Raw genomic sequence first — 14521 nt, 5'->3', positions numbered from 1 at the left:
CGATCCTCCAGTGTGCGGTCGATATTCGTGCTCAGGTGAGCGGTATCAGATGTCGGGGTTCGTCGAGATACCCGACACCGGCGTGCCGCCGCAGAATGTTCTCCCACACCATCGAAGGCGCTTCGGAATCGGCTGGTCGAGGCAGCCTGCGGCGGTCCGCCAGCGCGGGATAGTCGAGGTGAAAGGGGCGCACCGCGAGTCGCCGGGGGAGCCCCGGGCTGATCCGGGCCAACTCGTGGAAGCTCATGTCGAGTTGTTCCTCGGTCCAGTCGTTGGCGCCGACCGCCGGAAACAGATCGAAGCCAAGTTCGAGGGCCAGGACGATCCCGTCGCGGATGGCGGGCCAGTCACCGCTGCCGGGCGGGTGATGGAGCGTCGTATGCACCTTGACGCGCCGCAGCTCCTCTCGCTCGACTGCGGAGAGCCGAAGGGCACTCTGCTGCCAGGCGTACGGCAGGGCGGAGAGGTTCGACTCCACCTTGAGGACGACGGAGCCGAGCAGGCCCCGCGCCGCCAAGGCGCGGTAGATCTCGATCACGAGGGAGGGCGCGAGCAGCGGCTCGCCGCCGCTGACGCGCAACAGGCTGAGCTGCCGACCGGCAGCCTGAGCCGTACGCCTGAGCGCGACGAACTCGTTCACCACGCCGTCGGCGTTGGTAATGAAGGCGTCCCGACCGGCCAGATGGCGGTAGTCGACGTAGCAGTAGGAACAGCGGAAGTTGCACGCGGCGACGTGCGTGATAGCCGCCAGGTTGTGCTCCGACCAGTGCCCTCCAAGCTCTGCCGCCACCGTCACCGGGCTGTCGGACAGATTGGCCACATGCCGCAACCCCGCGAACTCCGGCAGAGAGGTGGGCAGGCGCATCCGGTCCCGCCGTACCGGCGTGAAGAAGCGAAACTGCCGGCTCTGCACGCCGCCGAGATCCGTCTTGCGAAGATCGGTGAAGGCGTAGTCGCCGCCACCGACGTTCACGATCCGATGTGCCTTGAGCAGTATCGGCCGTTCCGTCGATCCGGCAGCGGGCGCGTTGCTGACCACTCAGCCCCTCCATCAGAGAGTGTTGCGACAGATTACTGACAGGCGTCGATCAACCGAGCATCTCCATGACGACCGCCTCGATTTCGGGAGTGGCAGGGTGTCGCGCGAGTTCGGCTCGGACTCGCCGACGCATCGTCACGAAGTTCGTGCCCTCGGTCAGGTGTAGCCCGGCGACAGCTTCATACTGCTGCCGCCCGAGTTCCACAAGCCGCTGGTGCGCTGCGTCCGCGACGTCGTACTGGGGAACGGGCAGCTTCCACACGTGCTTGTCGATGTCCCGCTCATCCTTGCCGTAGGACATCATTGGTCGGACAAGCTCGGTCAGCACGGTGCTGTTCAGGATCGCCGAGAGGAAGAGGCCCTCTTCCCAGGTCGCGATCGGGGCCCAGTAGAGCTTGTGCTCGATGACTGCGGTCGGGTCGTCGACGATGGCAGCGGCGACATGCATCCCGGAGGCCGAATAGGCCAATCGCAGCGGCGGTGCGGGGAACTGCGCGGTCAGCTTGTGTCGGAAGTCGAGCTGCTCGGCCAGGGTGAGGCGCGCGCTGCTGCGGTGCGCCTCCCAGGTTGCCTCAGCCTGCCGCCACCATTCGGCCAGGCCGAAGTAGTAGTCGAGTCGAGATCCAGGTCCGGTCATCAGCGTGGAACCGTCGAGCGGGAGCACCGCCTTCTTCCCCGGCAGGATCCGGTACGGCAGCAGGCATTCGCCGAGCAGCACGTGCCGGATGAATTCGCTCTCCACGACGCCTTCGAGTGCGGGCAGATCCTTCCACGGGGCCTTCTCCAGGTTGCTGCGCGCAGAGCGAACGGCGTGCCGGCCGGCACCGAGGCCGAGCCGCCCGCCAGTATCAGTCTCGACGAAGAACAGGATCTTGGGGAAGATCGTCGCGCCGTTGCGCACGTGTGGCTTGTACGGCGAATCGGCGAGGAACGCCCGCCCTAGGGGGACGCGTTCCCGATGGATGGATGGTGCGGCCTGTCTCCACCTCCTGGCATCGGCGCCGAGGCGTCCCGTCCACCGTTCGGTGACCGATGGAAGGCCGCGAGGGCTGTGCGTGGCCGCCTTATTGCCGAAGACGACACTGGCGCCCCGCGGGAAGGGGTGAGGACGCAGGCGGCGCAGGTCCCAGGAGTCGGTGAAGGCAACCGCTGTCGGCTCGACCTCGTCCTTGTACCATCCGCTGCGGAAGCCCTCGAAGTGCTCGCGGTCGAGCACGGCGTTGGGCAGAACGAAGGCGAACGCGCCACCGTCGCGGAGGTACTGCTGGACGGCCCTGGCGACGAAGAGGGCGGAGAGGTCCTGCTGCGTCGCGAACTGACTACCACGCCACAGCCCGCGATCACGGGAGAGCTTCTTGAACATTGCCTGCATGCCCGGCGGCATGTGGCGGTAGGCGAGCCACGGGGGGTTGCCGATCAGGACGTCCACCCGGTTGTCGTCCATGGCGAGCCAGACGGGCCGGGCCAGGTTCCGCAGGTAGTAGCTCCAGATGTGGTCGCGACCCTCGTCGTGCAGCCGGCACATCGCCTCGAAGGTGCCGCGGATCATCGGCTGGTCGTCCGGCTCGATCTCCATGTGGTGGAAGAACGCGGCCAACGACGGCGGGTTGTCAGGATCTCGCGGCTTAGCGGCGATGCCGGCGAGCCCCGCGACGACCTGGTCGAAGCGGCTCGGCTCGTCGAGCAGGCCTTTGGGGAAGCGCAGCCATTCCTCGACCTCGCTGGCGTTGTAGCCGGCACTGATCCGTACGTGTTCCTCGGTGAAGAGATCGCGGCGTTCCCGCCACTGCATGCTGTCGCCCAAGTAGACCGGGATGGTGATGGCGCCCCGCTGGTCGGTGAGCCGCTGGTGGCCGATGGCGAGGAGGTAGGTAACGCGCGCGAGCGCCACGGCGACGGGGTGCAGGTCGACGCCGACCACGTGGTGGGTGAGCTGCGTCAGCGCGGCATCGAGCGGTATGGCCGCTGCCTCGGCGGCGGCGAGATACCGGCGTACGGCGTGGAAGAGGAAGGTGCCGGAGCCGCAGGCGGGGTCCAGCACCCGTTGCCGCACCGGATCGGTGACGACGGTGTCGACGAGGTGCTCCGCGAGCCAGTCGGGCGTGTAGTACTCGCCCATCCGCTTGCGCGTCTCGGGACCGATCATCGACTCGTAGAGCACCTTGAGGATGTCGTGGTCGGCCCGCAGCCAGTCGAACCGGGCCAGTCGCCGGGTGAGCCCCTGGATGAACTCGCGACCGCCGGGCACCTCGGTGGTCCAGCCGAAGAAGTCGTGCTCGACCACCCCCAGGATGCGGGCCTTATCGAACCGTTGCCCGGTGATGAGATCGTGCGGCTGCAACTCCATGGCGTCGATGCCGACGACCAGGTGCGCGATGATGTACGCGCTGTTCATCAGCAGGGTGTGCTCGACGAAGAGATCCGGGTCGTCGACGAACTGGGTGCCCAGGGCGCTGTCCAGCAGCTCCGCCCACAGCTTCCGCTTCAGCCTGACGGTCGGCTGCTGCTGGTGCTCCGCGTAGAGCGCGGCGAGCGCGGCGCGATCCAGCTTGTGTGAGGTGCTCTGCGCGCCGAGGCGGCGAGCCACCTCGGCGGGAGCCGGCCGGACCCGCTGGCTCGTCGCCAGCACTCCTTCGAGCCAGTAGAAGAGGGCCAGGCCGTCGGGGCGAGCGCCCGCCAATGTATGGGCGTCGATGAGAGTCAGGGCCTCGCCGGTCAGCTGGTAGGCCCGCCAGGTGGCGCCGTCGGTAAGGATTCCGACGTATCGCTGGCCGCTCTCCCTGCTCCGCGACCGAACGTAACCGCCGAGTTGCCGCTCGGCCTCCAGTAGCGGGCGCCCGGTCTGGAGCCGTCGCTTGACTTCGATGATGGTGTAGCCGACCTCGATGTCGATGCGTCGGCCGCCGCCTACCGGAGCTTCGAGGTCGACGTCGTCGAGATGGAAGTCGGAAAGCCCGAAATCGCCGGCCAGCAGAAGCTGGCGGATGTCGGCTTGCAGGGTTGCTTCGCTGCGCGCGGCACGCCGGTCGGCGATCCGCGCCAGCAGGGGCTGCAGCGACGGGGAAAAACCGTCGGGCGCGCGTACCTGCGGCCGGGGTGGTGAGTGGCGGCTCCGGCTTTCGTCTGGCGTACCGTCCGAGCGGGCCATGCATCAGTGTGGATATTGCAACTGGCCGAATCCAAGAGGTGATGAATCACTGTCGGATTATGGACAGCTCGCGTACGGTGATCTGGCCGAGCGGCCAGGAGCCGATAGCGTCGGTGCACGCAAGGCGATGGAGAAGTTCCAGCAGCTCAGCATCGCCGATTTGCACGCCGACAAGGAGCCTGCACCCTGGCGTCGGTGAACAATGCGCGGACCCGCGGATGCGGACCATCCGGATTACGGACTTCTGGCGTGAGGTGGTGCTGGCGCCCGACGACGGCAGCGACACCTTTCTGCTGCTCAACGTCGTGCCGCACGACGATGCGTACACCTGGGCCGCGAAGCGGCTCTACACGGCGACGCGGGCGCTGGAGGTCCGCAACGTCGTCGCCATCGAGCAGCTCACCCCGGCGCTGGAAAAGGCCGCTGCGGAGGCGCCGAGCCTGCTGTTCGCCCGCTACTCCGACACGGTGCTGCGTCACCTCGGCATCGATGACCAGGTGCTGCGGGCGGTACGCACGATCATCGACAAGCGGCAGTTGGACGCGTTCGGCACGCTGCTGCCCGAGGACCAGTTCGAGGTGCTGCAGTACCTCACCGAGGGCTTCACGCCGGACGAGGTCTATCGCGACGTCGTGGCCGAGCGCCGGCCGGCGGACGCGCCGCCGGAGCCGAGCGAGAGCCTGGCCGTGGCGATCGCCAACACCGCCAACCGCATCACCCTGGTGACCCGGCCGGACGAGCTCGCCGAGATCCTCGACAAGCCCTTCGCCGCCTGGCGGGTCTTCCTGCACCCGTCGCAGCGGCGTGTCGCGTACCGGGTCTCGTGCAACGGGCCGGCCCGGGTGACCGGCGGGCCAGGCACCGGCAAGACGGTGGTGGCGCTGCACCGGGTCAAGCACCTGCTCTCTCGTACGCCCGACAGCCGAGTGCTGCTCACCACGTACACCAATGCCCTGGCCGCGACCCTGCGGGAGAACCTGGCGCTGCTCCTCGACGACGAGGAGCAGCTGGCGCGGGTGGAGGTGACCACGGTGAACGCCTTCGCGCACCGCACCGTGCGGGCCCTCGCCGGGCGGGTGCCGACCCCCATCGGTGACGTGGACGAGCGGCAGGTCTGGCGGCGCGTGGGCCGCAGGCTGAACCTGCCCTGGACCGAGCAGTTCCTCGCCCAGGAGTTCCGGCACGTGATCCTCGCCCACAACGTGCAGAGCCGGGACGAGTACCGCGCGGCCAGCCGGCGGGGAGAGGCTCGGCGCTCGGCCCGCGGCAGCGCGACCGGATGTGGGACGCCGTGGACATGTTCCAGAAGGAGCTGTCGGCCGCCGGCACCGCCACCCACCTGCAGATCTGCGCGCGGGCGGCGCAGCTGCTCGACGGCGCCGACCTCACCGACCACGGGTACGACTACGTCGTCGTCGACGAGGCGCAGGATCTGCATCCCGCGCAGTGGCGGGTGCTGCGGGCCGCGGTGGCGCCCGGCCCGGACGACCTCTTCATCACCGGCGACCCGCACCAGCGGATCTACGACTCCCGCGTCTCGCTGAACGCCCTCGGCATCTCCGTCGCCGGGCGCAGCAGCCGGCTGCGGGTCAACTACCGCAGCACCGAGGAGATCCTCTCCTGGTCCACCGGCGTGCTCGTCGGGTCGCGGATCGAGGACCTCGGCGGCGACGGTGACGACAGCCTCGCCGGCTACCGGTCACTGCTGCACGGCAAGCGACCCCACGCCGCCGGGTACCCGACGAGCCAGGCGGAGATCGCCGCGCTCGTGGAGCGGGTGGGGGAGTGGCTGGAGCAGGGTGTGGCGGCGAGCGAGATTGCTGTGTGCGCCAGGTTCAACCTGACGCTGAGCGACGTGCAGGAGGAGTTGGCCGCCGCCGGGATTCCTTCTGTGCGGGTTCGGGACCAGCCCGGGGCAGACGTCGACGGGGTGCGGCTCGCCACCATGCACGCGATGAAGGGGCTGGAGTTCCGGTGCGTGGCGGTGGTCGGCGTCACGGCGCGGTCGGTGCCGTTCGCCAAGGAGGTCACGCCGGCCGAGGTGGATCCGATGCAGCACGAAAGTGACCTGCTCCGGGAGCGGTGCCTGCTGTTCGTTGCCAGTACGCGGGCGCGGGAGGCGCTGCACGTGTCCTGGAGCGGGCAGCCCAGCCCGTTCCTGACGTCCGTTAACGCGCGCTGACGCGGATGCCGCCAGAGCGCGCTCCGGCGTAGCAGCGTTCGCGTTCCTTCTGCCACAGCACCTCGTCGTCGAGGTTCGCGTACTCGCTGCGCAGCCGGCGGGCGAGCGCGTAGAAGCCCTCGTGCGGCCGGCGGGTGTCCTTACCGACCACGAGCGCGCTCCAGATCGGCTCGCCTCGTTCAGCGGCCCGCTCCGACAACTGGGCCAGCTTGACCGGGCCATGCTGTGGCTGTCTGCCGGCCTGAAGGCGGACCACCGAGAGCGACGAGCAGCCCTCGCCACCACCTGAGTCCTCCGGTTCCTTCCGGATCCCCCGGCGGCGCCGCCGAAGGAGCGACGCCGCCGGCGGAAGGAGGGAGACGCTCAGCCGAGTGGGCTGAAGCTGCGGCCGTCGAGCACGTTGATGACCTCGTCGTCGCGGCTGACCTCGTAGCCGCGCTTGCGCAGCTCCGCCACCAGCTCGCCCTCGCGGTCGACCGGGATCTCCAGGTAGTCCCCGTTGAGTGCGGTGAACCGGCGCTCGCCGAACTGGTCCTGCAGGTCCTCGGGGAGCAGCTTGAAGGCCCGCTCCGTGACCATCGGGGGCCAGTCCCCCTCTGCGACCGAGTTCAGCTCGTTGATCTCGAAGGGCTCGTTGTCGGCGGGATCCTCGTCGGGGAAGTCTTCATCCGCGGCGGCAGGATTCGACAGGTGGGTCATCCGGACCTGGCGGGCCTCTCCCCAGGTGCGGGCGGCGGCGAGCGCCTTGATCTCCTCGGCCTCCTCGGCGGCGGTGTTCGCGTCGGCGAAGGCGAGGCAGTCGTGCAGTTGCGCGTGGCCGTAGACCAGGCGGCGGGTGGTCGGGTGGTGCGTCGTCATGGCGCACATCGTGCCGTGCGGGTACGACATCCAAGATCAGGTGTTGATCCGGAGACCGGGAGCGGGACTGGCCATTCCCGCAGGCCGGACGGGCCAAAGTTGATCACGAAGGGGTGACGCAGGCCTGCGGACGGGCCAAGCGGTCTTGTCCGGTCGGGCCAGCCCCTTCGGCGTGGTGCCACCATGGGCTGGGCGCGATCGATCCCGCGGCGCCGGTGGCCGGCGATGCGGCGGCCTGTCGGTGCCGCCCGGTAGCCTGCGGGAACGTCCGCAGTACGACGAGCAGGGGAGGGCACGTGGTGGACGGTCCACGCTCCCGACCGATGTTCCGCCAGGTCCCGGCGGACATGTTCGCCTTCACCACCACCGACCGGGCCGAGTTGCACACCGCCGTCATGCAGGTCTTCGGCGACGCCCACGAGCGGCTGGTCGCGGCGTTGACCTTCGACGAGATCCTCGCGGCGTTGCCCGGCGTCGGCTGGTACGAGCCGGTCGCCGACAGCTCGCTCGACTACACCCTCGGGGCGCTGCACAAGTACGGGCTCATCGAGCGTACGCAGAACCACAGCGCCCACTACGCCTCCGCCGCCGAGTACGAACGGCGTAACCTGCACTACTCGTTGAGCCGCAAGGGGGAGGCCGCCTACGAGGGCGTGCTGCACGCGGTGCAGCACCTGTCCTCGACCGGGGCGCTGCAGACGGCGGTGCTCGACGCCATCCTCGATCGCCTCGGTGAGCTGCATGATCTGCTCGCCGACGACGCCGCTGCGGACCGCCGTGTCTACGCCGCCCTCATGGAACTCGAGGGGCACCTCGCCGGTCTGCGGGCCAGCACCAAACAGTTCAACGGCCAGCTTCAGCGGCTGCTGCGCGAGGAGGGCGCCGATCCCGACACGTTCGCCGAGGTCAAGCAGGCCACGATCGCCTACCTGTCGGAGTTCGTCACCAACCTCGACGGGCGCCGGCAGACGATCGCCGACGCGGTGGCCCGCATCCAGCAGCGCGGCGTCACCGTCCTGCATCACCGGGCCCTGCGCGGCGCCGACCTGCCTACCCTGCCCGGCAGCAGCGACCCCGCCCCGCGCTGGCTGGAGCAGCGTGCCGCGCGGTGGGACGGCCTGTGCTCGTGGTTCCGGCCCGGCGACGGCGCCCGCCCACGCATCGACCAGCTCGCCGACGTCGCCCGACGTGCCATCGTCGCGCTGATGCGGGCGTTGGAACGGCTGACCGACAGTCGGCGGCGCGGCACCAGCACCGCCGCCGACTTCCGTGCGTTGGCCCGCTGGTTCGCCACCTGTGATTCCGACGAGGCGGCGCACACGTTGTGGTCCGCCGCCTTCGGGCTGTGGCCCGCCCGGCACACCCACCTCGCACTGGACGACCCGACGGCGGTACCGGCCACCACGTCGTGGTGGCACGCGCCGGCGGCGCCTGTGTCGCCGTTGCTGCGTACCACCGGGCAGGCGGACAAGGTCGCCCGCACGGCCAGGGTCCGCGACACCGCCGAGGTACGCCGGCTGCGCCGCGAGCGGGTGGTGGCGGAGCGGGCGGAACTCGAGCGGGCGTGGCGGCAGCTGGCCACGCCTGGGCCGGTGCGACTGTCGGCGTTCGGGCGGCTCGACCCGGGCGGTTTCGCGCGGCTGCTGGAGCTGCTGTCGCGGGCGCTGTCCGCCCCTGAACGGCACGGCGTGCGTCGCGCGGCGACGGCCGACGGTCGGCTGGTGGTGACGCTCACCGGCGCTGACAGTGCCGGCCGCGCGTTGCTGCGGACACCGCACGGCGTACTGTCCGCCCCCGATCTGCTGGTCTCGATCAGCGAGGCCCGCCCGACGCCCGCTTTTCCCCGCCAGGCTATGGACACCGAGCCCCCCGACCTGCCGGCGATTCACGACGAGGCCGAGCGGCTCGTGGCGCCCGGCGACGCCAGCCCGCCGGGACTCGGCAGCGAGGCCCCGATGGTGATCGACGGGCGGTCGGCGTGAGCGATCTGCGCAGCGAGCTCGACCGTGAGCGGGCGGCCGAGCGGGCCCAGGCGATCCGAGCCCTGCTGGCCCGCCCCGTGCTCACCCGCGACACCGCGGCCGCCGACTTCGCCCTGGTCGTGCGGCACCGCGCCGATCTGGTCGCGTGGTTCGACACGCACGCCGGCTGGCGGTTGGTCGTCGAACCCCGCGCCGGCTACGCCCGGCTGATGAAGACGTCACCACGGCCACCGGTCGATCGTCCGGCCCGCCGTCCGCGTGGCGCGCGGAGCCCGCTTGACCGTCGCCGCTACACCCTGCTCTGCCTGGTGGCCGCCGAGCTGCTGGCCGGGCCGGTGACCACGATCGGCATCGTGGCCGAGCGGCTGGCCCAGGCGTCCGCCGTCGAGCCGGACATCGCCGCGTTCGACAGCTCCCGGCACGACGACCGCCGGGCGTACGTCGACGCCCTGCTCGTGCTGGAGGAGTTGGGTGTGCTCGCCGCCGTCGACGGCAGCACCGACGCCTACCTGCAGCACGCCGACGCCAAGGTGCTCTACCGGGTCGACAGCGGCAGACTGGTCCGGCTGCTCGCCGCGCGGCAGGCGCCGTCGCGGCTACCCGACCGGGACGTGGCGGCGCTGGTGCATGAGCCTCGCTACGGCGGCGCCGACGATCCCGCCGCTGACGTCTCCGACGAGCAGCGCAACCGGTGGCTGCGGCATTCCATCGTGCGGCGGCTCCTCGACGACCCGGTGGTCTACTTCAGCGACCTGTCCGACGCGCAACGCGCCTACGCCGCCAGCATCACCGGCCGTCGGATGCTGCGCACCGCGGTGGCCGACGCCGGGATGCTGCTGGAGGAACGCGCCGAAGGGCTCCTTGCCGTCGACCCGGATGCCCTGGCCACGGACGAGAGGTTCCCGGCTTCCGGCAGCGTCGCCGGGCAGGCGGCGCTGCTGCTGCTCGACACCGTCCTCGCCGCCCGCCCCGACCCGGTCGGCGAGGAACAGCTCGTCGGGCAGCTCGCCACCCGGTTCGCGGCGGTGCCGCAGTGGGCGCGCACCTACCGCTCCGACGGCGGCCCGCAGCGGCTCACCGGGGAAGCGCTGGCCCTGCTCGGCCGGTTCGGGCTCGTCGACCGGGCCGGCGGAAGTGTTCGGGCGCTGCCCGCCGCCGCCCGCTACGCCATCGGCGCGCCCACCGTCGTCAGCCCCACCCGAGCGAGGAGCCGCCGGTGACCGTCCTGACTCTGCCCAGCGGCGACGCTCCCGCCGGCACGCTGCGTACCGACCGCTGGCAGCCCACCCGGGCCGGCGTGCTCAACGTCTGGCGCTACTACGACGAGGTGTTCACCTTCCACCGCGGGCGGCTGCTGTTGCGGGGACCCAACGGCACCGGCAAGTCCAAGGCGTTGGAACTGCTGCTGCCCTACCTGCTCGACGCCAACCTGCGCCCCTCGCGACTGTCCACCTTCGGCGGTTCCGAACGCACCATGCACTGGAACCTGATGGGCGACGGCTACCCGCACACCACCCGGGTGGGCTACGTGTGGCTGGAGTTCGGGCACGACGGTGACGACGGAGCACGCTGGTTCACCTGCGGCGCCCGGCTGGCCGCCTCCACCAACACCCGCACCGTCGACGCCACCTACTTCACCACCGAACTGCGGGTGGGTGAGCCCGCCGGCCTGTCCCTGGTCAAGGACGGCAACGTCCCGTTGACCCGCCAGGACCTTGCTCAGGCACTCGGTGACCGCGGCGCCGTACACACCGGCGCCGAGTCCTACCGGCGCGCGGTACGGGAGAGCTTGTTCCGTGGGCTCAGCGAGACGCAGTACGAGGCGCTGATCGCTACCCTGCTGCAGCTGCGTACCCCGAAACTGTCCGAGCACCTGAACCCCGACGCGTTGTCCGAGGTGCTGTCGAAGGCCCTGCCACCGCTGGACGCCGCCGACCTGGCCGAGATCGCCGAGGGCTTCGAGCAGCTGGACCGACGGCGCGAGCGCCTGGCTCGGCTCGACGAGGAAGTGACCGCGGCACGCCGGCTCGCCGAGCGCCAGCAACGGTACGCGCGCCGGGCGTTGCGGCGCGGCGCCGCCGAGGTCGTCGCGGCCACCACCAAGCTGGACAACGTCACCCGCGACGCCCGCCAACGCCGGCAGGAACACGCGACAGCCGCCGCCGAGCTGGCGCAGGTGAGCACGGCCATCAGCGACAACGAGCGCGACCAGACCGTCACCGAGGAGACCATCGGCGGCCTACGCGACAGCGACGCCTACCGCGAGGGCCAGCAACTCGACCAGCTGCGGCGGGAGGCGGCAACCGCGAGACGCACCGTCGAGCAGGCCGCCGTCGCGGCAGCCAGCCGCCGTGCGGAGGCCGCGAGGGCCAGTCAACGGGCAGAGGGGCTCGTCGCCGAACTCGCCACCACCGCCGCGCAGACCGGCAGGTCCTGGCGCGACACCACCGCCGCGGCGCTGGCCGCCGGGATGGCCGCCCACGTCGAACCGCTCGCCGCCGAGACCGCGGACCGGGCCCGTCACCTGCTGCGCGGGATCATCCGCGCCCGAGAGGACGAGATCGCCGCCGTCGCCGCCGCGCTGGCCGACCACGAACGAGCGGTGGTCGAGCGCGACCGGGCGCAGGCCCGGCGGGAGCGACGGACGGCCGAACGCGACGCCGCCAGCGCCGCGCTGCGGCAGGTCAAGCGGGCGTACGACGACGAGGTCGCCGAACTGCGCGACGCCATCGCCCGCTGGGCGTCGGGCTGCGCCGTCCTGCCGGTCACCGACCGGGCGACGGAACTGGCGGACCTGGCCGGCGACGAGGTAGCGCTCAACGCCCTGGTCGGCGACCTGTCGGCCGCCGTACGGGAACAGCTCGCCGCCGCGCACGCCGAGCGGCGGGCACGCGACGCCGAGCTGGTTCGGCGGCGGGAACCGCTCGCCGGCAGGCTGGCGGCGTTGTCGCGTGCGGCCACGCACGAGCCGGTGGCGCCGCGGCAGCGGACGGCGCCCCGCGGTGACCGACCCGGCGCACCGCTGTGGCGCCTGGTGGACTGGCGGGCCGACGTGCCGACCGAGGTGCAGCCCGCCGTGGAGGCCGCCCTCGAGGCGTCCGGTCTGCTCGACGCCTGGATCTGGCCCGACGGATCGGTGACCTCGGACCGCCGTGGCCACGACACCTACCTCGCCGCCGCCACCGCGCTGCCCGCGCCGCACGAGTCCCTGCTCGCGGTGCTCGCTCCCGACGAGCGGGCGCCCGTGCCGGCGCCGCTGGTCGCCACCGCGCTCGCCGGCGTGGCATTCGGGCCAAGCGCCCCTCATCACGTCGCCGCCGTCGGCGCCGACGGCAGTTGGCGGCTCGGCCCGCTGCACGGCAGCTCCGGCAAGCCGGACGTGGAGTTCCTGGGCGCGGCAGCCCGGGAGCGGGCCCGGCAGCGGGAGATGACCGAGCTGACCGCTGAACTCGCCGACATCGACGCCGAACGCGCCACGGTGGCCGAGGCGACCCGGCACCTGGCCGAGCGGCGCACCACGCTTCAGGCGGAGCTGGCAGCACGACCGGATCACCGCCCGCTCGGGCGTGCGGCGGAACAGATCGACCGGGCCGAGCTGAAGCTCGCCGGCGCGCAGGACCTGCTCGACGAGGCCGCCCGTGAGGCTGTCGCCGCCGACGAGGTGGTCCGCGCCGCGCTGCGCGAGCTGACCCTCGTCGGCTCCCGGCACGGCCTGCCCACCGCCGCGGCGGACCTCGGCCGGCTGACCGACGCGCTGCGGACACTGCGGCAGGCGGCCGAGGGCTGGTTGACCGACCGCGGCCGGGAGGAGCACACGGCAACCCGGCTCGACGACGCCCGCGAAACCGCCGACCACGCTATTGAGTTGGCCGAGGAGGAAGCGGCCCGCGCCCAGGCCGCCGAGGAATCCGCCGCCGGCCTGGCGGCCCGCCTCGAGGCGGTGGAGCGGACCGTCGGCGTCGAGTACCGGGCCGTCCTCGACGAGGTGCACCGGCTACGCACCCACGCGGAGGCACTCAAACAGCACCTGCGACGGTTGCGCCCCCGCCACGAGGCCCTGATCGGGCAACTGCACGAGCTCAACGCCCGCGCCGAACGCGCCGAGCAGGACCGCGACGACGCCACCGGAGTCCGCGACGACGCGGTGGCCCGCCTGGCCCGCCTCGTCGACCTGCTCGGCGCCGACGCGGCGCTCGCCACCGACCTGTCCGGCGTCGGTGCCGTGACCGCGACCCTGCAGGCCGCGCGGCAGCTCGCCGAGGAGATCGGCGCCCTGCCACACGGTCCCCGCCACCTCCGCCAGGACGAAGGCGAACTGGGCAACGTGCTGCACCTCATCAGCGCATCGCTTGCCGGCTACGCCGACCTGGCCATGATCCCCGACGAACAGTGCGACGTGCAGATCGTCACCGCCACCGTCGACGGTCTGCCGACCACACCCACGGCCCTGGTGCACCGGCTCACCACCGAACGGGACGAGATGCGGGCTCACCTGACCGAGGAGGAGCGGCAGCTGTTCGACCGCACCCTCACCGGCGACACCCGCCGGCACGTCGCGCAGCGGATCCGGCAGGCCGCCGACCTGGTCCGCGAGGTCAGCGCGCAACTCGAACGGGTACGTACCGTGTCGGGCCTCGGCGTACGACTGATCTGGGAGGTCAACAGCGACCTTGACGCCCGGCTACGGCAGGCCCGGGAACTCCTGCTGCAGGACCCGGCGCGGCTGACCGAGACCCAGCGGGCAGCCCTGCACGACTTCTTCCGCGCCCGCATCGACGACATCCGCAATGCCGGTTCGACCGAGGGCTGGGAGCAGCAGCTGGGCGAAGCCCTCGACTACCGGCGGTGGCACCGGTTCGTCGTGCAGATCCGTTCCGGCACCGGCGACTGGTCGCCGGTCACCCGACGCCAGCACGGCGCCAAGTCGGGCGGGGAGAAGGCCATCGTGCTGCACCTGCCGCTGTTCGCAGCGGCCGGCGCGCACTACCGCGCAGCCCCCTCGGCGCCGCGACTGATCCTCCTCGACGAGGTCTTCGTCGGCGTGGACCAGACCAACCGCGGCCAGCTGATGGCTGTGCTGAAAGCCCTCGACCTCGACCTGCTGCTCACCTCCGACCAGGAGTGGTGCACCTACGCGGAGGTCGACGGCATCGCCATCCACCAGTTGATCGCCGGCGGGGAGGACGGCGACGACGCGGTCACCACCGCCCGCTTCGTCTGGACCGGTCACGACGTCGTGGCCGACGACGAGCCATGACGGCAGCCCGGTTCGACCGTCCCGAACTCGCACCACTCTGGACGGAGCTTCGACG

8 protein-coding genes and 1 pseudogene are annotated in these 14521 nt (G+C 71.4%); 5 read left to right on the top strand and 4 right to left on the bottom strand.

The window, feature by feature from the left end; all coding sequences use genetic code 11:
* Window positions 1-31 precede the first annotated feature (31 nt).
* A complete protein-coding gene (locus tag FHX32_RS30425; protein WP_167190822.1) occupies window positions 32-1039 on the bottom strand; it encodes a radical SAM family protein in 1008 nt (335 codons plus the stop codon).
* Between the two features lie 49 nt (window positions 1040-1088).
* Complete coding sequence (locus FHX32_RS30420) at window positions 1089-4187, bottom strand: N-6 DNA methylase (protein ID WP_167190819.1); 3099 nt, start codon at window positions 4185-4187, stop codon at window positions 1089-1091.
* A gap of 41 nt (window positions 4188-4228) precedes the next feature.
* On the opposite strand from FHX32_RS30420, the pseudogene FHX32_RS35520 reads away from it, so the two are divergent.
* A pseudogene (locus FHX32_RS35520) lies at window positions 4229-5254 on the top strand (UvrD-helicase domain-containing protein); the annotation flags it as partial.
* A 212-nt stretch (window positions 5255-5466) separates the two neighbouring features.
* Window positions 5467-6369: a 3'-5' exonuclease gene (locus tag FHX32_RS34695; protein ID WP_342447639.1), complete on the top strand. Its 903-nt coding sequence runs from the start codon at window positions 5467-5469 to the stop codon at window positions 6367-6369.
* Here FHX32_RS34695 and FHX32_RS30410 read toward each other — a convergent pair.
* Both FHX32_RS30410 and FHX32_RS30405 read right to left on the bottom strand, forming a co-directional pair.
* Window positions 6356-6520, bottom strand: a complete 165-nt coding sequence (locus FHX32_RS30410; protein WP_158289858.1) for a hypothetical protein — start codon at window positions 6518-6520, stop codon at window positions 6356-6358. The two genes, FHX32_RS34695 and FHX32_RS30410, sit on opposite strands and share 14 nt — an antisense overlap.
* 212 nt (window positions 6521-6732) lie before the next feature.
* On the bottom strand, window positions 6733-7227 hold the full coding sequence (locus FHX32_RS30405) for a hypothetical protein (RefSeq protein ID WP_109901723.1): 495 nt from the start codon (window positions 7225-7227) through the stop codon (window positions 6733-6735).
* Between the two features lie 323 nt (window positions 7228-7550).
* Between FHX32_RS30405 and FHX32_RS30400 the strand changes: the two genes are divergently transcribed.
* From FHX32_RS30400 to FHX32_RS30390, 3 genes are read left to right on the top strand one after another with little or no spacing between them, the layout of a single operon-like run.
* Window positions 7551-9209, top strand: a complete 1659-nt coding sequence (locus tag FHX32_RS30400) for a TIGR02677 family protein (RefSeq protein ID WP_208419497.1) — start codon at window positions 7551-7553, stop codon at window positions 9207-9209.
* Window positions 9206-10429 (top strand): TIGR02678 family protein, encoded by a 1224-nt coding sequence (locus FHX32_RS30395; RefSeq protein WP_167190816.1) that lies wholly within the window; start codon window positions 9206-9208, stop codon window positions 10427-10429. Before FHX32_RS30400 ends, FHX32_RS30395 begins: the two co-directional genes overlap by 4 nt.
* Window positions 10426-14466, top strand: coding sequence for a TIGR02680 family protein (locus tag FHX32_RS30390; protein WP_167190813.1), 4041 nt, complete (start codon window positions 10426-10428; stop codon window positions 14464-14466). The genes FHX32_RS30395 and FHX32_RS30390 overlap by 4 nt, the downstream gene beginning before the upstream one ends.
* Window positions 14467-14521 lie beyond the last annotated feature (55 nt).

The sequence above is a fragment of the Micromonospora sp. CNZ280 genome, from assembly GCF_011759515.1.
The sequence above is the reverse complement of the archived record's forward strand: the minus strand, read 5'-3'. Positions and strand labels throughout refer to the sequence as shown.

Bases quoted from the DNA above. Each gene is read 5' to 3' on its own strand.
- FHX32_RS34695 (WP_342447639.1), top strand. From the start codon at position 5,467: ATGTGGGACGCCGTGGACATGTTCCAGAAGGAGCTGTCGGCCGCCGGC.
- FHX32_RS30400 (WP_208419497.1), top strand. From the start codon at position 7,551: ATGTTCCGCCAGGTCCCGGCGGACATGTTCGCCTTCACCACCACCGAC.
- FHX32_RS30405 (WP_109901723.1), bottom strand. From the start codon at position 7,227: ATGACGACGCACCACCCGACCACCCGCCGCCTGGTCTACGGCCACGCG.
- FHX32_RS30420 (WP_167190819.1), bottom strand. From the start codon at position 4,187: ATGGCCCGCTCGGACGGTACGCCAGACGAAAGCCGGAGCCGCCACTCA.